Here is a 25,493-nt window from a genome sequence, read left to right as displayed (position 1 = left end):
CCTCGTCCTTGAAGATGGAACGCTCCCTGAGCCTTGACCGGATCTCGCTAGACCTTTACCGGGCGCAAAGCCGACACGGCCGGAGCATTGATCGGCCGTCCGTTGGGCGCAAAGATCGAACCGTGGCACGGACAATCCCAGCAGCTCTCGAAGCTGTTCCAGTGCAGATGACAGCCAATATGCGTGCAACTGGCCGAATGAAGATGCAGTTCGCCAGCCTTGTCCTTGTAGGCTGCGATCTTTTCGAGTCCCCGCCGCAGAATGGCGCCCTCACCCGGCTGAAGCTCTTCGAGCGAAGCGATTTCACCCGGCGCCACATATTCCGCGAGGTTTTGCAGGATCGTCATGTTCTCGCGCAGGAAATTCCGCGCCGCTGCGAGCGGCTTGCGATCCGGCGCATAGACGGACTTCCACGGATGATCTTCGCCCAGAATGAGGGCTGTGTTCAGCATCGCGCCCATCACACCATGGGTCAGACCCTGGCCTGAATCGCCCATTGCAAGGTAAATGCGCTCGCTGCCGGGCTCGCGGCCGATGAAGCCGGCATAGTCGATCGTGTCGAGAACCTGACCCGACCAGCGATGGGTTATGCGGTCCAAAGCCGGGATCAATTCACGCGCCCAGTTCTCCAGCCGAGCAAAGCGCTGGTCGGCATCGTTGGCCTCACCGCTTTTATGGTCTTCGCCGCCGACCAGCACGAAATCAACCTCCTCGGGGCCCGTTTGCAACCGCACATAATGGTAGGGATCTTCGGTGTCCCAATAGAGCGCGTCGGGCAGTTCGCCCCGCGCGATGGCAAAGGCGAGCACGTAAGTGCGGTAAGGAGCAACCTTGGTATGCAGTTGAAAGCGGTCGGCGATTGATGCGTTGGTCGCGATGACAGCATGCGCGGCCGTGATCTGCCCCTGTGAGGTTCGCAGCGTGACGCCGCCGTCATGTTCGGCGACTTCCTCGACCGGGCTGTTGGCAAAGAAACGGACGCTGCCGCTTGCGCAAGCGGCAGCAAGTCCGGCGAGATATTTGAGGGGATGGAATTTTGCCTGGCGCGGATAGCGCAAGACGTGCCGGCTCTCGCAGCCCTTGAGCGGCACGCCGACCAGCCGGTGCACCGGTGCGCCGACCTCGCGCACCGCTTCCAGCTCCTCATCGAATATGTCGGCCGGCATGCCATTGCCTTGAAAAAGATAGCCGTCAAGACGGAGAAAGTCGCAGGCAATTTTCTCACTTGTCTGGATTTCCTCGATGCGATCCACGGCGGCGGCCTGACTTTCGTAGAACAGCTTGGCGGCCTCGGCGCGGCGCAGCTTCCTGAATTCGCTCATCAAATCATCGCAGAGCGGTGCAAGATGCGCCGAGGTGCGCGCCGTCATGCCGCTTGCGATACCCTTGCGGTCGATGACGATGACCGAGCGGCCGCGCTTCATCAATTCGTACGCTGTCGACAGTCCGGCGATGCCCGAACCAACCACGGCGACATCGCATTGCACATCGCCTTTGAGGGCACCCGCCTCCGGCAGGATTTCGGTCTCCATCCAGAGCGAGGTGCTGACCATGTTGAACTCCACCCAAAGAGGCAAAACGCGGCCTGTTTGCGCGAGTTCCTGCGGACGCACGAGACGCCCCACCATCATAATCTTCCCGGCCGGCTGTGGCGTTCACGCCCAGGAACCAGCACGGCGAGCATGCGTTCCCCCCGCTTTAGGAGCGAGGAGCGGCGTCATGGGACTATTCACCAAAGACATCAAGACGATGGATGATCTGCTGCTGCATGGCTTGCAGGACATCTATTATGCCGAGGAGCAGATCACCAAGGCCCTGCCGAAGATGATCGACAAAGCCACCAACCGGGATCTGGCCACGGGCCTCAAGAACCATCTCGAGGAGACCAACAAGCAGATCGAGCGTCTCGAAAAGGTATTCGAGAAACTCGGCCAATCGCCAAGCGGCACGCAATGCCCAGCCATCGACGGGATCATCAAGGAAGCCGACGAGACGGCCGGCGAGATCGAGGACAAGACGGTGCTGGATGCGGCGCTCGTCGCCAACGCGCAGGCCGTCGAGCACTACGAGATATGCCGCTACGGCACCTTGATCGCCTGGGCGGAGGAGCTCGGCCACGACGATATCGTGCGCTTCCTTACCACGAACCTAAACGAAGAGAAGACCGCGAACGCCAAGCTCAATACGGTTGCGTTGCGCAAGGGCGTCAACAAGAAGGCCTCCACCTCCGCCTGATTCCCGGCAGGGCTCGGCGGATCGATTTCCGTCGGGCCCGCTGCTCCTTTCGAGGCCCGAGTCGTCCGCCATGACCAATCTGACAAAACTACCGAGTTGGGCCGACGATAACAACATCTTCGCCGTGGTCGAGACGCCGCGCGGCAGTTCGTGCAAGCTCGATTTCGATCCGAAGCTTGGCGTTTTTGCCTTGGCGAAGCCACTGATGGCCGGGCTGACCTATCCCTACGACTGGGGGTTCATTCCCTCGACCAAGGCCGAGGATGGCGATCCGCTGGATGTGCTGATCTTGCATGACGCGCAGACCTATCCGGGCGTCGTGCTGCGCTGCCGTCCCATCGGCATTCTCGAAGTCGAACAGAAGAAAAAGGGCGAGACGGAGCGCAACGATCGGGTGTTTGCGGTGCCTGATAGATCACCGCTCGAAACTGATCTCAAGGATATCCGCGATCTTCCCACCCATGCACGCGATGACCTCGAACAGTTCTTTCGAGCAACGAATGCGCTGGAGGACAAGGAGCTGAAGTTTCTCGGCTGGCATGGTCCCAGCCGTGCGGCCAAGACCATCAAACGGCTGGCCCGCTGAATCGGGCTCGAAATAGGAGGTGAACCCTTGGGACGAACCATCGTGTGGCTACCCTGATCCCTTGGTTGATGCAGCAACAATTTCCTGGAGTCTTTGCCGTTCAAGCTGACGGGCTGTCGCCTCCGCCGACCATCCAATCCTCGATACCTTCTTCATCTTCCTCGGTGCTAAGCCGCCAACCGCGTCGGCCGGCTTGGTCGGATGGCTGGTGCTTGAGCCGAATTCTGGTGCGGCGCATCGATCGAGGTTCTCCAACCTATCAAGCGTGAAACATCTGACAGCGTTCCTATGAGGACACCGCATTCGGTATATCCTCTAACGGATGCTCGGAATGGTGCGTTGGAACTTGCCAGCGCCATCTAGATTGTCGATGCGGTGGATGGGAAAGCCGACAGCGCGGAAGTCATGCTTCTGGCAGTTCAACTAGCAGTGTCTTTTAGTGGAAAAGAGAAGAACCCATGGCAAAAAAAGCCAAGAAGAAGCGTCGCTACTCGAAGAGCTCGGGCTCGGACGTCAAGAGCGAGATGCGACGGTACAAGAAGGGGACGGCCAAAAGTGGCCGTGGCGGAAAGGGCGGCAAGGTAAAAAGCAAGAAGCAGGCGATCGCGATCGGACTTTCCAAGGCCCGCAAAAAAGGCAAGAAAGTCCCCAAGAAAAAGAAGTAATGGAGCCGATGTACAGGTCACTGCGTAGTGACGCGTATACCTCCGCCACGTTTACCGGCACTCGGCTTAAAACTTCAGGGTAGTGCGTAGGCCAACCACCACCTCGCCTTTGACGATAGCTTGGCCAAGAACGGGGCGGGAATCAGCGAAAAGCGCAAATGCGACGGCTACTGCGTCCAGTTCCACCTCAACCGCAAGGAGGTCTGCACCCGCAACAGGCTCGTTTGGTCACGGGATCGTTCCACCGCCCGAGCGGTCGAAGATGCCGCAAGACCGGTTACTTGAGGCCGCTGCTATCTGGCGGGTCTCCTGTTGCGGCCGATCGCCACTACGACGTCTTGATCGCCTGGATGGAAAGCTCAGCCACACGATATCGTTCGATCCCTCGCCGTCAAATTCGACGAGCAGACGGCGACTAAGCTCAACTAACGCCTCGCAAGGGCGTCAATTGCAAGACCGCAAACTGATGGAGATACACATGAGACGCACTATAATAGCAATCGCGTGCATTTTGCTGGCGACACCGGTCATGGCGCAATCCGTCAGCGAAAAGACCGGGGTCAATTCCGCGCTCGGGGTCAGCCCCTCGACGGTGGATTTTGTCAAGCAGGTCGCGATATCGGACATGTTTGAAATCGAGTCTAACAAGCTCGCACAGCAGAAGGGAAATGCAGCGGAGAAGACTTTCGCTTCCCAGATGGTAACGGACCACACCAAAACCAGCACCGAGCTGAAGGGACTTGTCACCAGTGGCAAGGTGAAAGCCGAATTGCCCAGCGCTCTCGATTCATCGCACCAAAGCAAGCTCGACAAGCTGAAGAGTGCCAACGGTAACGACTTCAGCTCGGAGTTCAATTCGATGCAGGTCAGCGCTCATAAGGATGCCGTCGACCTGTTCGAGCGCTATGCCAAGGGCGGCGATAACGCGGATCTGAAGAATTGGGCCGGCAAAACCCTGCCGGCGCTTAAGCATCATCTTGAGATGGCGCAGGATCTCGACAAGAAGCCCGCGGCTACGGTCGGCGAGGGCAAGAATTAGCGGAAGGACGGAGCCGTTGCGAGGCGGCTCCTTTCCCCTTTTGCTGCCGCTGGCGGTTGGCCGCCCGGTCTGGGATTCGGCAATGCACCCAGATTCCGTCGACCCGGCAGAAATCGCAGTCGACGTTTTCGAGTTCCAGGATAGCTTCAGCGGTCAATCGCGGTCACGACGCTTTGGTAGTAAGGCGCACATTCCTCGCCGCGCGCGCCCACGAGCTCCTTGGAATAGTCGTCCAGCGCTGTGGCGAGATGCGCGGTCGTGCGCGCCGTAATGCCGGTGTCGATCCAGCACGATCACGAAGCGCCCACGGCTTACAAGCTCTACGCCACCGGCAGCCCAGCAATGCCAGAACCGACCACGACCACGTCCGCCCGGTCGGATCCTGACAGGCTAGCAACTTCGACCACCGGGACATTCATCCGGAGCGATTGCGTATATTCATCTCGCACGCAGAGTTCTTGGCCAATAACGGAGGCGCGCCTGAGCAACGGGCGCTTTGGCGGCCTAACAGGTATCCCCTCCTATCCGCTCGACCATCCCGGAGGCCTGCGCGCTCCCCGGCAACTACTGCAAGCTGGCATGCCACCGCGAGCGGAGCATCCTGGCGAGCTCGGCACTGCCATCACGCTTCAAAACACCTCAAGTTAAGGTTTAGCTATCATCAGCCAGAGTATAGCGGCCACCGCCATGAAAACTGGAATGCCGAAGGCAAACCACAGCCAGCAGATTCGGTGAGACGAGAGATACAGCACCATCGACCACGATCCATCCTTCCCAGAAGGAGTAACCGACGTGCAGCACAAGCAGCGAGCCTGTGACGGGCTGTGCAACGACAGCGCTGGCTGTGAAGAACAATCCGCACCTCGTTGAGATCGTGCCAGGACACCTAATGTCGGCGATTCTACTCATCGAAAGGACCGAATGGCCCTGCGAGGAAAGCCAGCCACAATAGCGGACCTTAAAAGTCCTGTCGCTCCGATGACGGCAACCTTCATTGATGGTGCTCCGCGTTCGGAGCTAAGCCCTCCTCCGCGACCGTAAGCCTCGAACGAATTCCTCCATATAAGGAAGGACTTCAAACAGCAGGACCGCGAATAGAAACGCCGCCACATACGTCCATGGTAATGGCTCTCGCTTCAGGGCGAGTTCGTAACGTGCGGGCCCAGAACCCAGCCCCCAGAGGCTGAGGAATTGCGGCCAGTTTAAGATGATGACGATCACCATCGCCATGAGAGGCATCAGCTCGAGAAAACTATGGACCTGCTGTTCGATGGGCGTGATGTTCCGCTTATGGCTGGCGAATGTTGTATCCCAGAGGGCTGTCAGCTGGTGCGTAACAAAGCCCACGATCATAGCCGCAATAATAAGAGCGTTGATTTCAAAAAAAATCGCCGCCAGCAATGGTATCGCAAGTTCGATCAACATCAACAGATGAAGTAGGGTTTCCTTATAGCCGCTTGTCGTCTCAATCCGAGATGCGCGATGGCAAAGATAATCAGCAAACCCCGCCAATAACCAAAGGGGCAGCACAAAGTACAGCAATACAGTTTCGGCTGCTGCGGAATGAGACATCCGGTTAGCGCTTCTTCTCTGCTTACAGGCTATCTGGAGTGCGGAGGGGAGATGACTTGTCCTCGTTTCGCAACTCCTGCTCCGCCAACCGCCAGAATTCTTCCTCCCTGCCTTCGGGCTTGCCGCTCCGCTCCCATATCTCGTAGGCGCGCTTCTCGATTTCCTTTTCGGTCGGTTGGGTCACCACGTGCCTCCTTCAACTCTGTAGGGATCGTGGGCTGGGTTTCCGCTAATCACGGCCTCTTCGACGGTTAGTCGGCAGCGACACGCTCGGCCGCCGCTATCACAGCAGTCATTTCCACTCGCTAGCGCCGATCCCTCCTTCCGGTGATAAACCCGCGAAGTCAGCGAGGTTCCTCCGTTGAAACCTTGCCCTATGAGCGGCAAAAAGTCGCCCTTGGCCGAACGAAATCGCGGTGGTGACCGCCGCCTATGCCAGTTCAGGAAGGAAATTTCAGCTGCCTCCTGAGATGCCGATCTTGGTCTCCCCCAAAAACGCGTTTCACAACCCAGCCAACGATCGGCCCTCATTTTACCGGATATCGAGCCACCTTCTTCCCATAACCTCAGCGTTCGCCTTTGCCATTGCGGTTGGTAAAGCGGGCGTTGCCGAGACCGGTGCCGATCGTCAGCACGCCCCAACGCTTCACGTCTTGCATGAAGGGGACCTCAGAAAGTCCCTGCACGACCCCATCGTTGTGCATGATGACGGCGGTGTCGTTCTCCCCGATCTGCGGGATCGCCTGGACGAGACTTGCGGGTACATTGAACTTGCTGCTCTCCCGGTTGCCGGGCAAGTTCTGCGCGCCCTTCTCGATCGAGCCGTCGCTCTTGATAACGCCTGGGCATGCGATGCCGATGAACGGCGCGAGCTTGAATCCCTCGTCTTCCGCCTTCGCGATCAGTTCTTTGAGCATCTTGACAAGGCGCCTCACAGCGTTCTCCCGCGACGGCTCGTCGTCGGCATGACGCCATAGCTCGAACTGCCACACGCACGCCTTGGAGAGGTTCGGCGCCTTCTTGCGTCGCGTTTCCACGACGCCGCAGCGGATGTTCGTGCCTCCGATGTCCACGGCAAGGATGGAGTCGTGCGCTTCGAATATCCAGGATGGAGCGAGATATAGCGCGCCGATAAGGCCGGCGTCGTCCGGATGAGAATGGATCGGGAGCATCTCGACCTTATAGTTGTCCGCCTTCAGGAGGATTTCAGCCCGGGCGATGGCGAGTTCGCCGAGGCGGCTGTCCCGAAAACCGCCGCCCACTACGATGCGCTCGGTTTTTTCCCCGGGCCTTGGCTTTTAGGAACCGCCGCGTTACGCGGGCGAGCTCCTGTGCAAAGTCCTCAATGGCGCTGTGGACGACAACGGAGGCTTCGGGATCGTCGCCGCCAAGGACCGCGTCGAGCTCCTTTTTGCTGATATCTTCGGAAAGCTCCTTCCCGAAGGGATCTTCGCCAAATTTGCGCAGCGGCTTTCGCCATTTTTCGAGAGTTTCCCGGAAGGCGCCCTTGCTGGCACGGTCCCCCAGGAATTCGTCCTCATCTTTAAGTTCGAGGTTGAAACTGTCGATCTCGACCCACGGGAGGCGAGAGCGGCATCGACGGCGGCCGCCATTTGCCCGCGGCGCTTGCCGGCGAGACCCGCTTCGCGCTTGCGGCGAATTTCATGCTTCTCAATCAGCGTTGCGCTCGCGCAGAATATGGCTGGAAGGGCAAGAAAAACGCCACCGATGACTGCTCCATAGCGACTGCTGATGAGGCCGGTAAAGACGGTCGCAGCGCCGCCAAGCACGAAGCGAATCAGATATTCGTACCAGCGGCCTTCCTTGAGAGATGATGTTGAAAAGCGGATCGGGCTCACGTCTGACTTCCAGCGAAAACCAGCAGCCCGAAAGCGGCGACCAGCCAAATGACGAGTGACAGCAGGGTCGCCGTCACCGCTCGCAGCTTTGCGCGGACAAGCAGATGGCAGGCGACGACACTGTAGATGGCGAGCGCAACCGCTCCCGCAATCATCGCCTGAGCTTGCAAGGCGGCGTAATTGACCCCGTGCTGATACACCGCGATCCCAAGCGTCGCGAGCGCGACCGAGGGTGCTGCTCCGAACAGGCCGGCGAAGCTCTTTGGACGCAGGAGATCTCCCAGCATCGCGAAGGCCGATACGACGGCGCCCCCGAGGACGAAGCGGATGACGTACTCGGTCATTTCGCTTTCTTCCAGAGCTTCGAGAGCGGCCCGCCGGCCCCATAGACCGGATCCTTACGCGGCACCGAAACCTTCGGAATGGCTTTCAGCGCTCGCTGACGGTCTTCGACGCTCGTGCACTCGTCGTATGTACCGGTCGGCGGGTATGCCCCGATGACGAGGAACTCATCGCCCGCGGAAAGGCACTGATGGCCTGTGCCGGCGGGAAGAACCGCGATGTCCCCAGCCTTCAGGGTGAAGATCTTCCCTTTGTTGCCGCCGAACCGAACGCGGCCCTTGCCGCGCGCGATGCCGAGCACCTCATGGATCCTGGAGTGATAATGCGCGTAATCGTAGATGCCATCCCGCCAGCTATCTCCCCATCCGTTCGCTTCAAATAGGTCTTCGATCACGGCTGCGGCGTCCAGGTCCTCGTCGAAAGCGACCGCGTTTCGATACAGTATGAGCGGCCATCGCGGGTGATTTGGAATGAGACCGTCGTCCTTAAAGCGAACTGTACCAGGCTTTCGCGCTCGCGCGAGATCCACAGCCTTCCGCTTGCCGGGGCGCTTCAGACCGGTTGCGCGCTCCATGTATCCCTTCAGGTCTTCAAGAGTCGGCATGATCATCCTCCGTTGAAATTCCGTTCGAGTAGCCGGTCCAAAGCCGGAGGACCCGTTCGAGAATCGCCCCGAGTGCGAAGCCGGCAACGACATCGCTCGCCCAATGCGCCAGGATCGCAATGCGAGTGAGCGACAGCCCGACCGCAATCGCGCGGATCGCCCGCCGGAGACCAGCCGGCAACCCGCTGGCCGCCGATGCCAGTGCGCCCATGTGCAGCGCGTGGCCTGAGGGAAACGCATCTTTTCGTTTGCCGGAAAGCGAGACGCCATGCATATGCCCAATCACCGTCCGACGATCCGGCCGAGTTTGGTCGAATACGAGTTTTAGATCATGGGGCAGCAGCGACGCAGCGACCGTCACTGGCAGAGCATGGTTTCCTGCGCGCCGCAGCGGCACCCCACAACCGCGCGAGGCAAGCCGGCCGACGGCTGTGAGGACCAGAAGAAGCTTCTCATCTGCGCCCCAGGTCAGGGCGCGGGCCACCTGCTCCGGGGCCGGCGCAGTGCTGCGGGCGATTGAATGTGCCACCGCGACATCCGCTCTGGTCGGTCTAACATTCACCGGAAAGCTTGGACTGCGGCCAAGGCGCCTTGCTGACAAGCTAGCGATCTTGAACATGTCTCAACGATCGGAAAGGTAAGTACCTCCCCAACGCTCAACGTGCCGTCGAGGTCCTCCCCCGGCTTTCCAAACAAGGAAAGTCGGCGGTTCGGCGTCCGGGCAGGAATCCTCCGTCCGATAGGAACAAACGATCCTGGCTTCCGTTCGGGATGATCTCCCCTCTCATTGCAAGGCCTTTCGATGTACCACCATGTCAAGAAGCTGATGTTCACTGTCCGCGTCGACGAACCAGACCCTCGTTTTGGCAACATGCTTCTTGAACAGTTCGGTGGTGCCAACGGCGAACTCGCTGCCGCGATGCAATATTCAATACAGGGGCTCAACTGCGAGGATCCGGATCGCAAGGACCTGCTGATGGATATTGGCACCGAGGAACTGAGTCACCTCGAAGTCGTGGGGACACTCGCCCGGATGCATCTCAAGCCGGCGAAGTTCGATCGCCAGGCCGCCGAAGCCGATCCCCTGATTGCGATCGCTGGTGGCGGCGGCGTGAACCTGTTCAATTCCCAGGGCAATGCGTGGACGGCCGATTACCTGAAGATAACCGGCGAGCTCGACGTCGATCTGCGCAGCAACATCGCCGCCGAAGCGCGGGCCAAGATCGTCTATGAACGCCTAATCAATTTCTGCGACGACGCCGGTACCAAGGACGCGCTGCAGTTCCTGATGACGCGGGAAATCACACACATGAGAGCGTTCGCGCTGGCGCTCGAGAGCATGGCCAAGCCCGCTTTCAGCATCGGCCGCATCGCACCAACACCGGGACTGGTCGACCAGTTCTTCAACGACTCCACCGGGGCCGGCGACCACGGAGAGATCGACGCCCGCGGTCCGTGGAACGAGGGCAATGGCTGGGTCTTCACGGAATCGCCAGCGATCCAGGCTGACCCCGGCGCGTCCGCCGCGATCGTCGCGGAAAGTTCGCCGCCAGACGACCAAGCCGGGCTTGGCGACTTGTTGATCGATGAGCTCCGCGACATCCTGCATGCCGAAAAGCAACTCACCAAGACGCTTCCGAAGATGGCCGAGGCAGCTCGCTTCGATCAGTTGCGAGAGCTGTTTGAGCAACATCTCGTCGAGACCGAAAACCAGGTGGAGCGCATCAATGAATGCTTCGAGTTGCTCGGCAAGACCGTCCGAGCGAAGCCTTGCAAGGGAATGATGGGGCTTATCGAGGAAGGACAGGAAATCATGGCTGAGGGAGAGGAAAAGGAAGACGCGGCCGCGGACCTCGCCTTAATCGGAGCTGCACAGCGTGTGGAGCACTATGAAATCTCGGCTTACACCACGGCGAAGAATCTCGCCCAGCAGCTACGCCACAGTGCAGTCGTCGCGCTGTTGTCGAAGTCACTTGCGGAAGAGGAGAATTCTGATCAGTTGCTAAACCAAGTCGCTCGATCTCTGATGTCGGTAGCCAAAATGCCAGCCGCGATCGAACAGGCCGAATAACGCCGGCTGGCGGGGCCGCAAGTGCTCAGGGCCCGAAGGACCGCAAGACCAGCAGTTCCTGTCAGATACCGGAATGAGAGCGCTGCGCCAATACCTCGGTCATCTTTTGGGTATTCAGTATCCCAATATGATGGCACTTCGCCGGATTTTCGGCCAACACATGAATTGGATCCAGGATGAAAGAGGCCGCCAACTGAGGCGGCCTCTACGACATCCGCAGCCAAATCAACGCGAACTCTCAGGCCAGCAGCTAAAGCCACGTTGACGTAGGTCAAGCTAGGTGGACGGCTGGAGTCCGGGAGGGGAGCCACTCGCTCATGTGAGCGCCAGTCTCAGCCTGTCGGGCCTTCTTCAACAGCTCTTCTTTCTCGATACCTGGAGGAAGCCCGCTGGCTTCGTCGCGCAGGCTCTTGGCCTCTTCTGTCAACCGCACTTCTAGAGAATGCTCTTGTTAGAAACGACGCCGCTTTTGCATGCGTTGCTCCACTGCCATTAGCGATGCTCTGTTAATTTTGGACAGAAGGCGCGTTCCTCTCGGAAATTGTTCACCAATTATCGCTAGTTCGAGGCCTCCGAGTCGGGCTGCCCTGTGCCCTCGGCTTTGCTTCTGGCTTCGAACGCCTCTTGCTCCGACTGCGGGCGTCTCCGGAGTAGGCCTAGCCAGCCCTGCGCCACACGGAGACGATCATCGTCCGAGATCGCTCTGTCAGCTTGCCGCGCGCTGACTGGCGGCAGCGCCGGTTCATTCGCTGCTCGGTCCGGCAACATGTCGCGGCTCGAGCAAGCTCAGCGCGGTGTCGATCTTCGCGAGCAGCTTCTGGATTTCGTCACGCTCTTCCGGAGCAGGATCGCCCAGCGCATTTAGCCGCTCGACAGTATCCAGATCGCTGATCGACAACGCCAGGCGTCGGCATCCCTACGCCTCCGCGAGCCAAACTCGTCTTCCAACCGGCGGGTTGCAAAAAAGCGCTCAACCGCCCTTCAGCGCGTCCTTGACTTGCGTCGCAGGCCAGCTGTCGCCCACGGGCCTCGCGCGCACCTTTGCGCCACTACCGACCAGGACATGAGACGCAACTTCGTCGTCTGCATCGAGAACCATCAGGTCCGTCTCGGGCTCCCAGTTCAACGTCAAGTCGAGATCGCCCGGAAAGATCTGCCATCTCGAGCCGTCATCGAGCTCGACGATGTGGCTTTGCAAGTGCGCGCGTATCTTCATGATTCAAACGGCATGCGGCTGCTGTGGGGGGCGTTCGACGGACGTGGAGCGTCGTAGCCGGCCATCCTCGCCATGGCCGCACTTGGCGCATCTCAGCCGAACGTCCTGATGGGAATAGGGGGCGTTCGGGCCCGCCGCCATAGGCCAAGCGCCGCAGTTGAGGCGCTTCACCAAAAGGGTATCGGTTTCGATCATCGGCGGCTCCGTAGCTGCGCCCCATTCGAGGGTCAACGTACGGCGGTTGGCGTGGTTGCCTGGCTTCGTCCGCTGCCCGTCCGAAAAGGGCGCCGGCCCGGCAGAAAAGCGACTCGCCTGACATGACCGGACGGGCCGCTTCGTGATCATCGTAGTTTGATCAGTGTATGTGAATCAGCCAATAGCCGGCGCCGCCGATCACGGTGACGGCGGGAACGGCCCACAACAGAAATACAGGCATCGTTCATCCTCCTTGTCCTTCCGACCGGCCCGAACCATGGCCGACGGATCATCACTGTTCGGTGCAGACCTTGGTGGTCTTCACGGCGGATTCGGCTTCCGTCTTGGTCTTATAGACGCCGTCGCCAACGACCGTCGTGGTGGTAGTTGTCGGCTTTGTGTCGACGACCGTGCATTTCTTAGTCGCGGCATCGCGCACGATGTAGAATTCGGCGGCGCTCGCAGCCTGCGCACCGAGCACAAAAGCGGCAAGGGCGCCGCAGACGATCAGCTTATTCATCTCACTCTCCTCCATTTCTGGCCCCACTCACGAACGGCAGCGTCAAGGCAAAGTTCCGATTGTTCCCGGGGTTGCCGTTTTCAGCCGGCTCGCCTCTCGCGCTGCCGCAAAAATCACGGGCTTGGAAAATCACCTGGGCGGAACCGGCCAACGGGCGCGCCCTCTTGAGTTTGCTATTCGACCGTGTCCCAATGTGCCCCTGTCTTGCGGACTCCTCGCTATGCGGTTCGATTGAACATGGTCGTTAGATGCCTGACGCTGACGGTCCTTGTTGCGGGGCTTCTCGCCGGCACCCACGCTTTCGCGCAGGAAGACAAGAAGACCGACGAAGACAAGCCTGCCGATCCGGACACCGGCGAGAGCACCATCGAGGAGAAGACGCTTGGACTTCTGCCGAACCCGTTTCAAAAATACGGGATCAAATTCGCCGCGACCTACATCGGCGAGACGCTCGGAAATTTCTCCGGCGGGCTGAAGCAGGGAGCGATCTATGAAGGCCGGCTGAACCTTGCCGTCGATGTCGACCTGCAGAAGCTCGCCGGCATCGACAAGCTTACCTTCCACGCCAATATGTTCCAGATTCACGGTGCGGGACTGTCGCGCAACTATCTCGACAATCTCTTCGTCGTCAGCGGCATCGAGGCATTGCCGTCGACGCGACTTTACGAAGCCTACTTCGAGAAGCAGTGGGGTAACAAAAAGGTCTCCCTGAAGTTCGGGCAGCTCGCCGCCGATAGCGAGTTCTTCAACACGAAATATACAGATGTCTTCACCAACGCATCGATGGGGTGGCCGGCAATCACATCTCTCGACCTGCCCAGCGGCGGTCCGTCGCCGCCGTTGGCGGCAATGGGCACCCGGCTGCTGGTCAACATCACGGATCAGCTATCCATTCTTGGCGGCGTCTTCGACGGCAACCAGGCGGGTCCGGGCCCAGGCGATCCACAACAACGCAACCGATATGGCGTCAACTTCCGGATTAACGATCCGCCCCTTCTGCTGGGCCAAATCCAGTACTCCTGGAACAACACGAAGGGCGATCCCAATCTGACGGGCCAGATCAAGTTCGGCGGGTGGCGTCACCTCGGGCCATTCTCCGATCTTCAACTCGCCAGCAACGGCGTTTCGCTTGCGGCGCCGGCCAGCAGCGGCACTCCCCTGATGTTGACAGGCGATGTCGGCGGATGGGCAGTCTTCGAGCAGCAGATTTATCGCGTGCCCAAAAGCGATGATCGGGGAATCGGCGTTTTCGCTCGCATCTCCGGCGCTCCCGCGGACCGCAATCTGATTGATCTCTACGCTGACGCCGGACTCGAGTTCATCGGCCTCAGCGACAAACGACCAGACGACAAATTCGGCATCGCTGCTGGCTACGCCCACGTCTCGAGGCGGGCTCAGGCACTGGACGTCGACTATCGCGTACTCTTTGGTCCGACATGGCCGGTGCGCAGCTTCGAAGGACTGTTGACGGCGGTGTATCAATATCAGTTACGGGACGGCTGGACCCTGCAGCCAAATTTCCAATACATCATTCATCCCGGGGGTGGAGCAACGGACCCGGCGGGGCCGATCCCGGGCCGAGCGCTCAAGAACGCAACAGTCTTCGGCCTACGCACGACTTTGAAATTCTAGGAGGCAGATTCCGCCGTTAATCGACGAAAATAGCTAGACGATCATACGGCTCCAAAGGGCGTAACGCACGAGAGCGTGGATGCGATCGACGCGGTTCGCATCGTTGGCAATATTGGCGCCCACATGGAAAAGGACGTGAATCTAATCGTCGACATCGAGCCCGGCGAGGCTCAGATGTTGTGACTTGATCGAGATGCTTTTTGATGAAAAGCATAAGCGAGAAATGCGGCTGGCGGAAATCAACGCGCTCAGCGCTAACAAGGCGAATGAACTGGCCGCGGCAAAGGCGGCGGCTCCAAATGCGGCTAATCCGGAGGCCACCTAAGTCGCGTAAAGCTCCAATCCGATTTACTTCACGCCGGAATCGCGCTTGTTTCGCTTATAAAGCTCCTGGTCAACGGCGCTAGCTTGGAACAACGCGGGTGCAGCACCCATGCTCAGGCTGAAGCCGGGTGCGTGAGGGATGAGCGGAAACGCATGTGCGAGAGCGTCTGTGCAACCCGCTTGGGTGAACTCGCAGCTTATTGTCGCTGGCGGCGGATGTCCCCCAGTGACCAGACATGATGATTGCGACTTCTTGAAGTAGTGCGTTCGCTGCCCGTTCATTGTGGCGGCGCCGGTACCGCATGGCTTGTAGAACGTTCCAACCTGCGTCTGAAGCTGTCGCTCCGCGTAGTAGTCAACTTCATAGTCTCGGCTCGCGCCTGCCTTTGCTTGTGTCCCGACTACGATTCCGACCATTGCGATACCGAGGAAAAAGAATCTCATGAACGATCTCCCAATACACGAGCCACTTGACGCATTCGGTTGTGTTCAACAACTCACTCTATCGCGTCGGGAGCGTTCTGTCGCTGTATTTCACGGGTCGGCCTCGCGCGGGATAAGTCAGTGATCCATTTGGATCACGACGGACGGGCCTTCGATGCCCATAATGTCTGGACTGCTGGATTCGTCCACTCTGAACAATTTTTGCTCTTTGGGCTTGGCTTGGCCACTTCGTTCAATCATCGCCATCGGCAATTTCTGGAGCACCTTCGGGGCGGTGAATGGGTCCCCGCTGTCGATCTGCCAGATCAGGCAAAGTTGAAGCTGACCTTACTTCGCCATCAGTGGATTGAGATTCGAGAAGCTGACGGAAAGGTCAGCTATCGCATTACTGCTGGCGGGCTTGCGGAGATGAGCAAGCCTACCAGGGTTCGCTAAACAAGCCCCCGCTCAGCTGCCATGCGCCGCGCCCCAACCTCCAGATAGAGTCGCGCCGCCCCGAATGCCGATTCTCGGTGCCGGTCCATCCAGCAACTGCTGGAAGCGCGCCCTGCGCCATTCTTCAGCCAGGCAAAGACCCGTTCGGGTGATGGCCTAGAGAAGTAGCCCCAGCGCGGGGGCGTCGCTGGAGCTCGGCTTCCGTCGTTGTCGGAATGCCGCGGGGGGCAGTGCGCGCGCTGATCGTGGCGCCGCCGCGCACCGGCAAAACGGTGCTGATGCAGAACATCGCGCACTCCATCACCGCCAATCAACGCTGATTGGGAAACAGCGGCGTGAGGTTGTCGAAATTGACCTTGTGCTTCGACTTGTCCGGAGGCGAGCGGTTGCGCGACGGCCTGGTGGTCGCGATCGCCGGTCCGCCGAATGTCGGCAAATCAACCCTGATCAATCAGCTCGCCAAGCGCGAGGTCGCGATCGTCTCGCCGCATGCCGGCACGACCCGCGATGTGATCGAGGTGCAGCTCCGCCGATGACCCAACCGCCGAATGAGGACCTGTTCCTGTGCTCCCCAAACAGGCCGCCCGCATTTCAAAAAGCGGGGCCACTAGGAACGCGCCTCCGAATTTCGCTTTGAAATGTTAGGAAATGAATGGGCGCGCTCAATGCCTCGGTATTACTTCGATTTAAAGGATGGCAACGGAACAACCCCTGACGAGGAAGGCCTCGATCTTCGGGATCTGGACGCGGCACAGGACGAGGCTGCGCGATCTTTAGGCGGCATGGCCCGTGATGCCGTAGCGACCCTCAGCGGTAGCGGCGCTGAGCAAATGGAGATCGAGGTCCGGGACGACGCCGGCCCCGTTATGACGGTCCGCTTTTCCTTCGCGATCAGCCGCAACAAAGTGAGCTAACCTCAAACTGCAAAAACGGCCCCAGCGCCCGGGAAGAGCACTGAGGCCGAGGGGTCGTCCCACTCCTCATCAAAGCGAGACTAGAACCGCGCCTGTGGCCCTCTGTTCCAAAAAAAAGGCCCCAGCGAGGGGACTGGCTGGGGCCTAGACTGATTGCCGAACCGCTGTCCGCCAGGATGCAGCGGTCGTCATTTTAGGGCTGTAAAAATAGGAAATGAAAATCACCTGCCCCATGCCATGGAGGATCTTGGCAAAGTAGGGTTCCCGAAATAACCGAAGTGAATCTTGCGCCCGGCGGAGCGCACTTTCTGCATCAATTTGTTACAGCGAGATATCCTACCTTTCTCGCAGGGCGAACACGCACCTGATGGTTCAGTGGCGAGGCACAAAGAAGAGCCCGACGCCGATTAGGCGCCAGCTTATGTTCACTATTGAGCAAAATCGCTCCAGCGTCATCTGCCCGTAGGCGTCGGTGGCTGAGAGACCGAGAGCGCTCCCGCCTGCAAAGCCAAGGAGCACAGCCATGCCAATCCAACCTGTTCATCGGGTTCACGATGAAGCCGCCCAAATATCCAAGCAGACCGCATTCGTCCGCGAACCCATTGCAAAGGCGGCTGAACTATTAAAAACTACCTCCGCCTGACACCTTCCTCGGCCGCAAAACGCACGATCCTTTCCCGCAAGAGGAGAGCCAGCACGGGAACCCGCAATCCTAACCTGCGTTTTCCCGGCAGTGTTTTGGCGGAGAGCCCGATGGCGTCGCCAATACCGCCTACAGACAAAAAGTATCTGTGCCCGATTTGTCGCGAGCTAGCGTTGATCCTTTCGGCAGCAACGCTTGCCTTCGCGTCCCGGACGATATCCGGTCTCAGCTGCCCTAATGGGCACAGCATCAGAATCACACCCGGGGGCAAGGTCGTAACTTCCTCAACATCTCGGCGTGAACGAAAGGGCGCTGGGAAAGTCTAGGGAGGGAAACAGGCGTGAAGGCATCAGGCCGAGTACCGCCTGTCCAGAAGATCAGGCGGATTCGTTCGCCACTCGCGCCACTCCTGAACGCGATGGCGATGGTGAGAACCGAGAGAACGATCATGAAGGCTGGAACTCCATCACATCCTGGCTTTGATGAAGTCGGCGAGATGGTTAGCGGCTCGCGCCAATGAAGCGGATGCTTCCTTCAGTTCATCCTGAGCCTTCTTCAACCGCTCTTCCTGCTGGGTGAAATCTTTGTCCCCGCGCCCGTCGCCGGCGAAGATGCGTCGAAACTGATTGATGATCTGGTTCATCGCTTTGCCCGTATCTCTGAGGTCAGGGCTTCCAACGCGGTACGCGTGCTGTGAATGGCTTCGGCGAGGCGATCGGCAGCCAACACGCGCTTGTCATAGCTTTCGGTCAGCTGGTTTTCGAGCAGCTGGATTCGGATATCCTTTCCACTTCGCATTGCCCTACCGCTTAAGTCGCGCGACAATTTTCGCCGCCAGCTTTGGCGATGAACAGCTAGCCAAAGATGGCTCCCATCCATTGATCCAGTGGGGAGGGAAGCGCAGCAATCGTCCACGACTGTGGAAAGGCGCATGCCTTGCACCAAAGGACTGAATAGATGCATACAGCAGCAAACCAGAAGCCTGCTGGCACGATGAACAGTAGTGGGAACCACCATCCGCGACCGGTTAAAATAGCGACTTGAGACGAGAGGTAGGACTTCGCGAGATCGGCCTTGACCTGCTCTCGGGTCGTCTCATTGTTAATCGGGTTGTCCACGGTACTGAAGATGCGGTCAAGCGGCCCCTTCAAGAACCATCCAATGACGGTCTCCCACATCGGTCAGGCCTTCCCAACCGATCGAAGCCGAGCCGCGATAGTGATGGCTGAGATCCCATCAACACGTAAGCGAGGTACTGCGGGTTGTCCTCCAGCGCCTCCATCACTTGGGCCTTCAGATCAGGATCGCCAAGCGCCGCGGCAATTGGATCAAGCCACTGAAATACGGTCCCGATGCCGGTCAGGAACAAGCCCCATAGCACCATGACCGAACGCCCCGTGAGCGCCCAGACCTTGCCCCAGAACGTGTTGGCTTCAGCGTAGAAGCTCTTGAGCGCCGGGATCGCATGGAGCACCGGGCTAGGAACATGAAATAGACTTGGAAGCACCAGATCGCCATCGCATCGTCGACACCGATATCCCACGCGGTGTTCACGCGCAGATAGCGATTCACCGCGACATCGGGGATCCGGCCGCCCTGCTCTGCCTCTCGGATCTGCTTGCCCCAACAGGAGCCGAGAACCGCAGCCTCGAAGGAACAGAAATATTCCTGCTCGATCAGCGCATCGCCGGCCTCGTCGCCGTAGATACTCCCTGCGCTGGATCTCAACGGCTTCACGCGAGATCGCGCCCGTGTTGTCGACAGTCAGAACCTGCGCGAACCAGTCAGAGCTCTCGCGCGCCACGTCCAGCATCGACTTGACGTGGTTGGATCGGGGCGAGATACGCATACGCTGCTGGGTTCGCAAGCGCCCGTTCGGAGAATGTCACACCGGCTGGAGGAGACCCGACGTCGAGTTATAGCTATCCGAGCCGACGACCTGACAGGTCGCCCCGTTCTTGAACCGAATGAAAAGATCGCTTTGCGCCCCTGCGGGCCGCTCGAATGCCGACGCGGCCGCCCAGTGCAGGCAAACGTCATCCTTGCCGGCTCGACGATGCCAAATCCCGATCGCGCGCCGACGCCCGGCTTCAAAGCGCACTCCAGAGCGGCGTGGTAATCCCGCGGCTCCCACCTATTCGGTAGGAGGATTCCGCATCGGAAAACTTGCGGATCTACAAGAACGTATCATATTATGATACAAACCTCTTGCGAGGCGTATCACCGTATGATACACTCCGATCATGATCAAGAGCTTCAAGGACGAGCTGACCGAAGCAGCCTTCAACGGCAAAGCCAAGAAAGGCTTTCCGGCCGATCTGCTCAAGCTAGCTCGCCGTAAGCTCCAGTATCTGAACGCAGCTGTGAACCTACGCGACCTTTTGGCCCCTCCCGGCAATCACCTTGAAGCCCTGAAAGGCGACCGCAAGGGGCAATATTCCATCCGCGTGAACGATAAGTTCCGCATTTGCTTCACATGGACCGCTGAAGGTCCAAAGGAGGTCGAGTTCGTTGACTACCACTAGCCAGACCAAGGAGGGTCATATGGCAAAGAAACTGCCCCCAATGCACCCCGGTGAGGTGCTACGCGAGGAATTTCTCATCCCGCTCGACATTTCGGCCGGTGCGCTCGCCAAGGTTTGCGGCGTTCCCCGTACCAGGATTGAGCGTATTGCGAACGAGGAGACCTCGATTACCGCGGACACTGCTCTTCGCCTGTCCAAGGCGCTGAAAACCTCTGCTCAGCTTTGGCTGAACCTGCAGAATGCCTATGACGTGCAGATGGCCGAACAAGAACTTGGCAGCGACCTGGAAAAGATCAAACCGATCGACGCGAAAGCTGCCTGAAACGAGAGACGCCCGGACGGGAGCCGCCGGGCGCATCTATTCACTCAAGCTGATTTGCGCGCGAATATTGGCTACGACTGCAAAAGTCAATCCACTGGGGATCTCGCTCCACAGTAAGCGCGAATTTCTCCGCACCTTTTGCTTTTGAGTGCTCTGATGCATGAGGTGTCCACTAAAATAGGTGGACACCTTGTGATGGCAGCGGATGATCAGAAACTGCGGGTCAGGCTTGTTGGCCGGAACGGTCGCCGGCGCTACGAGGCGGCATCGAAAGAGCGTCTTGTGGCGGCCTGCCTTGAGCCTGGCGTTTCGGTATCGAGACTTGCGCTCGAACATGGGGTCAACGCGAACCTGCTTCGGAAGTGGATCAAGAAGGACGCCGCGGCCAGGTCGGCGCCGTCGTCGTCACCCTCGGCGTTCATCCCGGTTCACCTTGAGGGGGCCGCCGAGCGGGGTTTGTCGCGGCAAGGCAGTGTGGAGGCGGTGGATTTGCCGGCGACCTGCGATGAAGTGGGTGGGTCGGAATCCAAGGGGTCTCCAGCTTTTTGTTCTCCGGCCAAGGTGAGCGCGTCGCTGCCGAATGGCGTGAAGCTCGCGCTGGAATGCGGGGATGTGGATGCATTGACGGCGATCATTGGAGCCCTGGGCCATGTTCAGACTGGGCGGTGACCTGCAGGTCTATCTGCACCGTGAGCCGATCGACTTCCGAGCTGGCATCAACAGCCTTGCGGTTCTGGTTCAGGAGACGATGGCGCTCGATCCGTTTGTGCCGGCGGTTTTTGCGTTCTGCAATCGCCGTTGCGACCGGATGAAGTTGCTGTTCTTCGACCGGTCCGGCTTTGTGCTGGTCCTGAAGCGGCTGACCGAGGACAAGTTCCGATGGCCGCGCCGCCAGGAGGCGGTCGTCCGGCTTACGACCGAGCAGTTGCACTGGATCCTCGACGGCATCGATATCGATGCGATGGTCCGTCATCCGGTGCGGCAATATCAGGTTGCCGGCTGAGCTCTTGAGTTGAGCGGTTGACGCGTCGGAACGGTTCAGATTCAAGAATCCGATGAATCGAACCGGCAATCCGAGTGTCGAGGTGCTGTTGGCGCGCATTGCCGCGCTGGAGGCGGAGAATCGTCAGCTCACGGAGCGCGTCGTCAAGCTGGAGGAAGAACTGGCGCTGGCACGCCTGCATCGTTTTGCGCCGCGCAGCGAAAAGCACGTCGACCGTCTCTTCAATGAAGCCGAGCAGGCCGCCGATGAGGATGACGCCGGCAGCGAAACGAACGATACCGCCGAACTTCCGGACACGGGTCTGCCATCGGTCGAAAGCACGACGGGAAAGAAGCGCGGCCGCAGGCCGCTGCCGGCAAACCTGCCGCGCGAGCGCGTCGAGTATGACCTGCCCGACGATCAGAAGGCGTGTCCTTGCTGCCGTGGCCAGATGCATCGCATGGGCGAGGCTGTCACCGAGCAACTTCATATCGAGGTGAAGGCGAAGGTTTTACAGAATGTGCGCTTCAAATATGCCTGCCGCCATTGCGATCGCACCGGGATCAACGCCCCTGTCGTGACCGCGCCGATGCCGACGCAGCCGTTGCCGGGCAGCGTTGCCACGGCCTCGACGCTGGCGTTCGCGCTGGTTCACAAATATGTCGACGGCACGCCGCTCTACCGCTTGGCGCAGGCCTTCGAACGCGCAGGCGTTCCTGTCAGCCGCGGCGCTTTGGGCCACTGGGTGATCGGCTCGAGCGAGAAGCATCTGCATCGCATTTATGACGCCCTGAAGCTGCGGCTCAGATCGCAGCCTCTCATCCATGGCGACGAGACGACGGTTCAGGTCCTCAAGGAGAAGGACAAAGCGGCCACCAGCACATCGTACATGTGGGCGTATCGCAGCGGCAAGGATAGTCACGAGCCGATCGTTCTTCTGGATTATCAGCCGGGCCGCGGCCAAATCCACCCGCAGGTCTTCCTCGGCGATTACCGTGGCATCGTGATGAGTGACGGCTATAGCGCATGGCGCACGCTGGAAGGGGCCACCCACATTGGATGCATGGCCCACTCCCGGCGGCGTTTTGTCGACGCCCTCAAAGCGAGAAAGAAGGGCGGCGGGCCGCCCGAGCAGGCGCTGCGGTTCTTCGAGCAGCTCTACCGGGTTGAAAGGCAGGCGCGGGACGAGAAACCGGACAGAGACGAAACGCCGGATCAATGCATCCGTCGCTTCCGCCAGCAACACAGCATTCCTGTCCTGAACGCCCTCAAGGAATGGCTCGATCAAATCGCCCCGAAGGTCCTGCCGGACAGCAAGCTTGGCGACGCCGTATCTTACACCCGGAACCAATGGGACTATCTGACGCGTTACACCGAAGATGGCAGGATGCCGATCGACAACAATCTTCTGGAGCGCGACATCAGGGTTTTTGCCACTGGCCGAAAAAGCTGGCTGTTCAGCGACACCGTCGACGGAGCCAAGGCCAGTGCCGTCGTCTACAGCCTGATGCTGACCTGCCGCGCCTCACGTGTCGAGCCGTTAGCGTGGTTGCGCCACGTCCTCACCGAATTGCCTCAGCGCGCGGACGACGCCGATATTACCGACCTGCTGCCCTTCAACTTCCACAAAGCCGCAACTGCCTGAACGGCCCGGTATCGCCCGATACTGGGGCAATCCATCAAAAACCGCCAAACCGCCAGCGTCGACGTGCGGGGAAAATCGCGCTTACGCTCCACACGGCCGGCTGTCTACCGGAAGTACGTCATGCCGCCAACGACGATCGACAGGACAAAAACCAAAGTGGCAGCTCCAATAATCCACGGCATGTCACGGCGTTCTCTGGGGGTCATGTTACTTCCTCATGTGTACGTCCTCGAGCGCCTTAGGCGGCTGTAGCCCTGGCGATGTCAGCCACTCGTTGATATGGGCTGCCGTTTCGGCCTGACGCGCTCGGCGGAGATATAGCTCGCGCTGAGTGCCCGGCGGGAGCTGCGCAGCAGCGACCCTGAAGCGAGCGGCCTCCTCGGCCAATCTCTCTTCGAATGTCTTGGTATGTTTCGTTCGATTGCGACGCTTGATGACCACAGCGCACTCCTTTCCGTTGCACAAGGCGGGAGCGCGTTGACGGCGATCTCATCACCGATAGATACCCAAAGCCGTGCGGTGATGAGGAATAAATACTAGGGGCAGCGGCGGGCTTCTATATCCCACGTTACTCGCGTAAATAATTGTTTTCATTCAAAAATACTCAAACGGTTCAAAATACTCATTCGTCTCCTAATGACACTTTCGCTATGCATTTGTCACGCTGCCTGATCTCGCCATCTCCGCAGAAGATAATCATGCCAAAGCATCGTCGCGCCGAACCGCCCGCTCCATCGTCGCGCCCGGCGCCTCGTACCACCCACCTGCCCGCTTGATCGGCATCATGTCGCATTGCACCGGCTTGGAGATGTTGGTCGCGATCGCGCGGTTCGGCACCCAGAGGGCAGCGCACCGCCAGCTTGGTCGGCAACGATGCCTGCAGCCGCGTGATCGTCGCGACCAAGTCGAGCGCATAGCTGTGCTGCGGGGTCACAGAATACCCCTGACGAGTCAGTGGGCTCGCTTCGCTGCTTCGTAACGATGATCTCGAGGCGGTCGGCTCTACAATCACAAGCCTTCCGGGCTGCGACCACAGCCAAGAACCCTTGAAATGGCTGACTCTGCTCCTATCGTCTGTTGTGGGCAAGCTTCAGCTTGCCGAAAGGTCCTCGGAGACAATTTGACCATGGACCCGAAACGGGGATCCAGCTTTGCAGGGGCTGCGGATCTTGTGGCGCACGCGGACACGGCGCGTCGACACCTTGCTGAATTGAGCGCAGCCTGTGCGAACGGCGACAAGAGTGCGGCCCGCCGGCATTGCGCCAGGCAATCAGTGAGCTCGAGCTCTCTCGCGCGATGTTGCGAATTGGAAATGACTGAATTGGAGACGTCGGGCACCTAACTGCGGGCTCCATCATGACGGCACAGCTTCACGATTTACTTACCGAGGCCCTTGAAAGCATCAAGTCGGGCGGTTTAATTCACAAATACAGCCTGGTCTGGGCCGGTCGTAGCGAGGCGCCACGCATTATCGTGTGTAAATCCGCCGACATTCCAGATGACGTTTTGCGTCGTACAATAGTGAGTTCACTGGCTGGCTGGCCTCGCAGCTGAGTCACAAATTACCATCGAAAAGGATTGAGGGCGGCGGCGTTCAGCTGTCCAAGGTGGGCTGCGACTATGCTTTGGAATCAGTTCGTCGGAATCACGATGCTGCTCTATGCGCTGACGAATCCGGTCGGAGCCATTCCAGTCTTTCTTGCGATCACGCGGCAGGCGCGAAGCGCAAATATCCATCGTATCATCGTCTTGGCATGCACGGCGGTTGCGGTTTTCTTTGTGGGGGCCGCGGTCCTCGGCAAGCAGATCCTCGGCTTCTTCAATGTCGGCCTCGATGACTTTCGTATCGCGGGCGGGTTGCTCGCACTGGTCATCGCGCTCGAGATGTTTCAGGCACAGTATGGGAAATTCTTGCAATCCAGCGGAGTTGACAGCAGCGAGGTAGATATCCATGGAATGGCGATAACACCGTTTGCATTCCCTTTGCTCGTCGGACCAGCCGAAGTCGGCATCATGATCACCCTTTCCAATGATAATCCTGGTTGGCTTTCGAAGGCGCTGCTTGCTGCGGCGTCAATCATCGCAACATTCCTGATCGGATTGACACTCTGGACGGCGGCGGCGATTGAGCGGTTCCTGGGAAAAACGGGGATCAACGTTATGACCCGCACCATGGCGCTCATTGTAGCGGCGATAGGCGTGAACTTCATTATGACTGGCCTGCGGAGCGAATTGCCCGGATTGGCCGGCTGAAATTCTGACAGGTCAGTTGCAAGCTAGGCTTCCGCGCCGGCTGCGCAACGGATCTCACATGACGCGTGCCTTCGTGGTGAGCCTTTGCACGGCAGCCGGCCCCAGAGCAAATGGAAATACCGCAATGGGACTGGCACGCCCGGGGACAAAGTGCAAACTTCTCCGTTCCCGCGCGAGATTCAGCATTGAGCGGTCTCCCGACCCGGCGCAGATGGCCGGCGTGCCCTCGCGAGCCAACTGCCCGAACTCGGTTCCGGTGCGCGGGCCGGAATAACCCGACTAAAACCAAGCCAAAAAATTTTTGCGAACGCTCTTGAAACTGATCGCCGTTTTTCTAATTGGATTTTTGCCGCTTACGGGCGGTGCCGGGCGCCAGGTTGGGCTCGGCAAAGCAACCAGGGCGCCGGACAGGTGTCTTGCACCGATCGTCTTGCGCTCCTTCGTATCCATCTTGCTCTCTGGAGGACTTG

Annotated in this window: 27 protein-coding genes and 4 pseudogenes; 16 read left to right on the top strand and 15 right to left on the bottom strand. The window is 59.2% G+C overall.

The features are described from left to right. Window positions 1-47: 47 nt before the first annotated feature. Window positions 48-1,553 (bottom strand): FAD-dependent oxidoreductase, encoded by a 1,506-nt coding sequence (locus tag ACVWZM_RS27330; protein ID WP_253640965.1) that lies wholly within the window; start codon window positions 1,551-1,553, stop codon window positions 48-50. A gap of 166 nt (window positions 1,554-1,719) precedes the next feature. Here ACVWZM_RS27330 and ACVWZM_RS27325 point away from each other — a divergent pair, with 166 nt between their 5' ends. The 4 genes and pseudogenes from ACVWZM_RS27325 (at window position 1,720) to ACVWZM_RS27310 (ending at window position 4,525) form a co-directional block, all read left to right on the top strand. After that, complete coding sequence (locus ACVWZM_RS27325; RefSeq protein WP_225648791.1) at window positions 1,720-2,235, top strand: YciE/YciF ferroxidase family protein; 516 nt, start codon at window positions 1,720-1,722, stop codon at window positions 2,233-2,235. A gap of 124 nt (window positions 2,236-2,359) precedes the next feature. After that, window positions 2,360-2,821: an inorganic diphosphatase gene (locus ACVWZM_RS27320; RefSeq protein ID WP_253589142.1), complete on the top strand. Its 462-nt coding sequence runs from the start codon at window positions 2,360-2,362 to the stop codon at window positions 2,819-2,821. A 458-nt stretch (window positions 2,822-3,279) separates the two neighbouring features. Further along, a pseudogene (locus ACVWZM_RS27315) lies at window positions 3,280-3,477 on the top strand (DUF6496 domain-containing protein); the annotation flags it as partial. Between the two features lie 487 nt (window positions 3,478-3,964). Further along, complete coding sequence (locus ACVWZM_RS27310) at window positions 3,965-4,525, top strand: DUF4142 domain-containing protein (RefSeq protein ID WP_456856780.1); 561 nt, start codon at window positions 3,965-3,967, stop codon at window positions 4,523-4,525. Window positions 4,526-5,176: 651 nt separating this feature from the next. On the opposite strand, the gene ACVWZM_RS27305 is transcribed toward ACVWZM_RS27310, so the two are convergent. The 8 genes and pseudogenes from ACVWZM_RS27305 to ACVWZM_RS27270 form a co-directional block, all read right to left on the bottom strand. Continuing rightward, a complete protein-coding gene (locus ACVWZM_RS27305) occupies window positions 5,177-5,434 on the bottom strand; it encodes a DUF2269 family protein (protein ID WP_456855335.1) in 258 nt (85 codons plus the stop codon). A 108-nt stretch (window positions 5,435-5,542) separates the two neighbouring features. After that, window positions 5,543-6,097, bottom strand: a complete 555-nt coding sequence (locus ACVWZM_RS27300) for a hypothetical protein (RefSeq protein WP_253589139.1) — start codon at window positions 6,095-6,097, stop codon at window positions 5,543-5,545. A gap of 22 nt (window positions 6,098-6,119) precedes the next feature. Continuing rightward, complete coding sequence (locus ACVWZM_RS27295) at window positions 6,120-6,281, bottom strand: DUF2934 domain-containing protein (RefSeq protein WP_075968978.1); 162 nt, start codon at window positions 6,279-6,281, stop codon at window positions 6,120-6,122. Window positions 6,282-6,663: 382 nt separating this feature from the next. Further along, window positions 6,664-7,687: pseudogene (locus ACVWZM_RS27290) on the bottom strand (ROK family protein); the annotation flags it as partial. Continuing rightward, window positions 7,669-7,956, bottom strand: a pseudogene (locus ACVWZM_RS27285) (DUF3147 family protein); the annotation flags it as partial. The pseudogenes ACVWZM_RS27290 and ACVWZM_RS27285, both read right to left, overlap by 19 nt. After that, window positions 7,953-8,300 (bottom strand): DUF3147 family protein, encoded by a 348-nt coding sequence (locus ACVWZM_RS27280; protein ID WP_253589136.1) that lies wholly within the window; start codon window positions 8,298-8,300, stop codon window positions 7,953-7,955. The pseudogene ACVWZM_RS27285 and the gene ACVWZM_RS27280, both read right to left, overlap by 4 nt. Beyond that, window positions 8,297-8,902 carry a cupin domain-containing protein gene (locus ACVWZM_RS27275; protein ID WP_456855334.1) on the bottom strand — a complete coding sequence of 202 codons (606 nt, stop codon included), beginning with the start codon at window positions 8,900-8,902 and terminating at the stop codon, window positions 8,297-8,299. The genes ACVWZM_RS27280 and ACVWZM_RS27275 overlap by 4 nt, the downstream gene beginning before the upstream one ends. Next, window positions 8,889-9,521, bottom strand: coding sequence for a phosphatase PAP2 family protein (locus ACVWZM_RS27270; protein ID WP_456827995.1), 633 nt, complete (start codon window positions 9,519-9,521; stop codon window positions 8,889-8,891). The genes ACVWZM_RS27275 and ACVWZM_RS27270 overlap by 14 nt, the downstream gene beginning before the upstream one ends. A gap of 183 nt (window positions 9,522-9,704) precedes the next feature. On the opposite strand from ACVWZM_RS27270, the gene ACVWZM_RS27265 reads away from it, so the two are divergent. Next, a complete protein-coding gene (locus tag ACVWZM_RS27265; RefSeq protein WP_229190175.1) occupies window positions 9,705-10,973 on the top strand; it encodes a DUF892 family protein in 1,269 nt (422 codons plus the stop codon). A gap of 742 nt (window positions 10,974-11,715) precedes the next feature. On the opposite strand, the gene ACVWZM_RS27260 is transcribed toward ACVWZM_RS27265, so the two are convergent. The 3 genes from ACVWZM_RS27260 to ACVWZM_RS27250 all read right to left on the bottom strand — a co-directional run bounded on the left by ACVWZM_RS27260 (window position 11,716) and on the right by ACVWZM_RS27250 (window position 12,904). After that, window positions 11,716-11,871 carry a hypothetical protein gene (locus ACVWZM_RS27260; protein ID WP_456827997.1) on the bottom strand — a complete coding sequence of 52 codons (156 nt, stop codon included), beginning with the start codon at window positions 11,869-11,871 and terminating at the stop codon, window positions 11,716-11,718. A gap of 72 nt (window positions 11,872-11,943) precedes the next feature. Next, window positions 11,944-12,189, bottom strand: coding sequence for a hypothetical protein (locus ACVWZM_RS27255; RefSeq protein ID WP_076829456.1), 246 nt, complete (start codon window positions 12,187-12,189; stop codon window positions 11,944-11,946). A gap of 487 nt (window positions 12,190-12,676) precedes the next feature. Further along, entirely contained in the window at window positions 12,677-12,904 is a 228-nt protein-coding gene (locus tag ACVWZM_RS27250) for a hypothetical protein (RefSeq protein ID WP_076829459.1), read from the bottom strand. Between the two features lie 237 nt (window positions 12,905-13,141). Between ACVWZM_RS27250 and ACVWZM_RS27245 the strand changes: the two genes are divergently transcribed. The 5 genes and pseudogenes from ACVWZM_RS27245 to ACVWZM_RS27225 all read left to right on the top strand — a co-directional run bounded on the left by ACVWZM_RS27245 (window position 13,142) and on the right by ACVWZM_RS27225 (window position 16,653). Then, window positions 13,142-14,536: a carbohydrate porin gene (locus ACVWZM_RS27245; RefSeq protein WP_076829462.1), complete on the top strand. Its 1,395-nt coding sequence runs from the start codon at window positions 13,142-13,144 to the stop codon at window positions 14,534-14,536. Window positions 14,537-14,720: 184 nt separating this feature from the next. Continuing rightward, window positions 14,721-14,861 (top strand): hypothetical protein, encoded by a 141-nt coding sequence (locus tag ACVWZM_RS27240; protein ID WP_456855333.1) that lies wholly within the window; start codon window positions 14,721-14,723, stop codon window positions 14,859-14,861. 563 nt (window positions 14,862-15,424) lie between these two features. Further along, window positions 15,425-15,739 carry a hypothetical protein gene (locus tag ACVWZM_RS27235; RefSeq protein ID WP_158074209.1) on the top strand — a complete coding sequence of 105 codons (315 nt, stop codon included), beginning with the start codon at window positions 15,425-15,427 and terminating at the stop codon, window positions 15,737-15,739. Window positions 15,740-16,116: 377 nt separating this feature from the next. Continuing rightward, a pseudogene (locus ACVWZM_RS27230) lies at window positions 16,117-16,266 on the top strand (GTPase); the annotation flags it as partial. A gap of 138 nt (window positions 16,267-16,404) precedes the next feature. Continuing rightward, window positions 16,405-16,653 (top strand): DUF6894 family protein, encoded by a 249-nt coding sequence (locus tag ACVWZM_RS27225; RefSeq protein WP_028344455.1) that lies wholly within the window; start codon window positions 16,405-16,407, stop codon window positions 16,651-16,653. A 1,109-nt stretch (window positions 16,654-17,762) separates the two neighbouring features. On the opposite strand, the gene ACVWZM_RS27220 is transcribed toward ACVWZM_RS27225, so the two are convergent. Together ACVWZM_RS27220 and ACVWZM_RS27215 are read right to left on the bottom strand one after the other, a co-directional pair. Beyond that, window positions 17,763-17,939: a hypothetical protein gene (locus ACVWZM_RS27220; RefSeq protein ID WP_158074210.1), complete on the bottom strand. Its 177-nt coding sequence runs from the start codon at window positions 17,937-17,939 to the stop codon at window positions 17,763-17,765. A gap of 504 nt (window positions 17,940-18,443) precedes the next feature. Further along, on the bottom strand, window positions 18,444-18,770 hold the full coding sequence (locus ACVWZM_RS27215) for a hypothetical protein (protein ID WP_456782568.1): 327 nt from the start codon (window positions 18,768-18,770) through the stop codon (window positions 18,444-18,446). A gap of 769 nt (window positions 18,771-19,539) precedes the next feature. Here ACVWZM_RS27215 and ACVWZM_RS27210 point away from each other — a divergent pair. From ACVWZM_RS27210 to ACVWZM_RS27185, 6 genes are all read left to right on the top strand, one after another. Continuing rightward, window positions 19,540-19,821, top strand: coding sequence for a type II toxin-antitoxin system RelE/ParE family toxin (locus ACVWZM_RS27210; RefSeq protein ID WP_092088745.1), 282 nt, complete (start codon window positions 19,540-19,542; stop codon window positions 19,819-19,821). 19 nt (window positions 19,822-19,840) lie between these two features. Continuing rightward, complete coding sequence (locus ACVWZM_RS27205; protein WP_092088747.1) at window positions 19,841-20,143, top strand: HigA family addiction module antitoxin; 303 nt, start codon at window positions 19,841-19,843, stop codon at window positions 20,141-20,143. Window positions 20,144-20,338: 195 nt separating this feature from the next. After that, complete coding sequence (gene tnpA / locus ACVWZM_RS27200) at window positions 20,339-20,812, top strand: IS66-like element accessory protein TnpA (protein WP_456855332.1); 474 nt, start codon at window positions 20,339-20,341, stop codon at window positions 20,810-20,812. Next, the gene (gene tnpB, locus ACVWZM_RS27195) at window positions 20,793-21,146 is read left to right on the top strand and encodes an IS66 family insertion sequence element accessory protein TnpB (protein WP_076834308.1); all 354 of its coding nucleotides are present in this window, start codon (window positions 20,793-20,795) and stop codon (window positions 21,144-21,146) included. Before tnpA ends, tnpB begins: the two co-directional genes overlap by 20 nt. Before the next feature lie 52 nt (window positions 21,147-21,198). Beyond that, window positions 21,199-22,770 carry an IS66 family transposase gene (gene tnpC, locus ACVWZM_RS27190; protein ID WP_456855331.1) on the top strand — a complete coding sequence of 524 codons (1,572 nt, stop codon included), beginning with the start codon at window positions 21,199-21,201 and terminating at the stop codon, window positions 22,768-22,770. Between the two features lie 1,620 nt (window positions 22,771-24,390). Further along, window positions 24,391-25,023, top strand: coding sequence for a MarC family protein (locus tag ACVWZM_RS27185; RefSeq protein WP_301322286.1), 633 nt, complete (start codon window positions 24,391-24,393; stop codon window positions 25,021-25,023). Between the two features lie 279 nt (window positions 25,024-25,302). Here the strand turns inward: ACVWZM_RS27185 and ACVWZM_RS27180 are convergent, their stop codons facing one another. After that, complete coding sequence (locus ACVWZM_RS27180) at window positions 25,303-25,473, bottom strand: hypothetical protein (RefSeq protein ID WP_158074180.1); 171 nt, start codon at window positions 25,471-25,473, stop codon at window positions 25,303-25,305. Window positions 25,474-25,493: the final 20 nt, after the last annotated feature.

The organism is Bradyrhizobium sp. USDA 4501 (assembly GCF_054062115.1).
Note: the sequence above shows the minus strand (reverse complement) of the source record. Positions and strands in the feature narration are given on the sequence as shown.

What these genes read in the sequence shown, in the direction of transcription:
- ACVWZM_RS27180 (WP_158074180.1), bottom strand. Translation starts at nt 25,473, where the DNA reads ATGGATACGAAGGAGCGCAAGACGATCGGTGCAAGACACCTGTCCGGC.
- ACVWZM_RS27325 (WP_225648791.1), top strand. Translation starts at nt 1,720, where the DNA reads ATGGGACTATTCACCAAAGACATCAAGACGATGGATGATCTGCTGCTG.
- ACVWZM_RS27210 (WP_092088745.1), top strand. Translation starts at nt 19,540, where the DNA reads ATGATCAAGAGCTTCAAGGACGAGCTGACCGAAGCAGCCTTCAACGGC.
- ACVWZM_RS27225 (WP_028344455.1), top strand. Translation starts at nt 16,405, where the DNA reads ATGCCTCGGTATTACTTCGATTTAAAGGATGGCAACGGAACAACCCCT.
- tnpC (WP_456855331.1), top strand. Translation starts at nt 21,199, where the DNA reads ATGAATCGAACCGGCAATCCGAGTGTCGAGGTGCTGTTGGCGCGCATT.
- ACVWZM_RS27280 (WP_253589136.1), bottom strand. Translation starts at nt 8,300, where the DNA reads ATGACCGAGTACGTCATCCGCTTCGTCCTCGGGGGCGCCGTCGTATCG.
- ACVWZM_RS27205 (WP_092088747.1), top strand. Translation starts at nt 19,841, where the DNA reads ATGGCAAAGAAACTGCCCCCAATGCACCCCGGTGAGGTGCTACGCGAG.
- tnpB (WP_076834308.1), top strand. Translation starts at nt 20,793, where the DNA reads ATGTTCAGACTGGGCGGTGACCTGCAGGTCTATCTGCACCGTGAGCCG.
- ACVWZM_RS27255 (WP_076829456.1), bottom strand. Translation starts at nt 12,189, where the DNA reads ATGAAGATACGCGCGCACTTGCAAAGCCACATCGTCGAGCTCGATGAC.
- ACVWZM_RS27300 (WP_253589139.1), bottom strand. Translation starts at nt 6,097, where the DNA reads ATGTCTCATTCCGCAGCAGCCGAAACTGTATTGCTGTACTTTGTGCTG.
- ACVWZM_RS27330 (WP_253640965.1), bottom strand. Translation starts at nt 1,553, where the DNA reads ATGGTCAGCACCTCGCTCTGGATGGAGACCGAAATCCTGCCGGAGGCG.
- ACVWZM_RS27305 (WP_456855335.1), bottom strand. Translation starts at nt 5,434, where the DNA reads ATGAGTAGAATCGCCGACATTAGGTGTCCTGGCACGATCTCAACGAGG.
- ACVWZM_RS27270 (WP_456827995.1), bottom strand. Translation starts at nt 9,521, where the DNA reads ATGTTCAAGATCGCTAGCTTGTCAGCAAGGCGCCTTGGCCGCAGTCCA.
- ACVWZM_RS27250 (WP_076829459.1), bottom strand. Translation starts at nt 12,904, where the DNA reads ATGAATAAGCTGATCGTCTGCGGCGCCCTTGCCGCTTTTGTGCTCGGT.
- ACVWZM_RS27245 (WP_076829462.1), top strand. Translation starts at nt 13,142, where the DNA reads ATGGTCGTTAGATGCCTGACGCTGACGGTCCTTGTTGCGGGGCTTCTC.
- ACVWZM_RS27185 (WP_301322286.1), top strand. Translation starts at nt 24,391, where the DNA reads ATGCTTTGGAATCAGTTCGTCGGAATCACGATGCTGCTCTATGCGCTG.
- ACVWZM_RS27220 (WP_158074210.1), bottom strand. Translation starts at nt 17,939, where the DNA reads ATGAACCAGATCATCAATCAGTTTCGACGCATCTTCGCCGGCGACGGG.
- tnpA (WP_456855332.1), top strand. Translation starts at nt 20,339, where the DNA reads ATGGCAGCGGATGATCAGAAACTGCGGGTCAGGCTTGTTGGCCGGAAC.
- ACVWZM_RS27265 (WP_229190175.1), top strand. Translation starts at nt 9,705, where the DNA reads ATGTACCACCATGTCAAGAAGCTGATGTTCACTGTCCGCGTCGACGAA.
- ACVWZM_RS27275 (WP_456855334.1), bottom strand. Translation starts at nt 8,902, where the DNA reads ATGCCGACTCTTGAAGACCTGAAGGGATACATGGAGCGCGCAACCGGT.
- ACVWZM_RS27310 (WP_456856780.1), top strand. Translation starts at nt 3,965, where the DNA reads ATGAGACGCACTATAATAGCAATCGCGTGCATTTTGCTGGCGACACCG.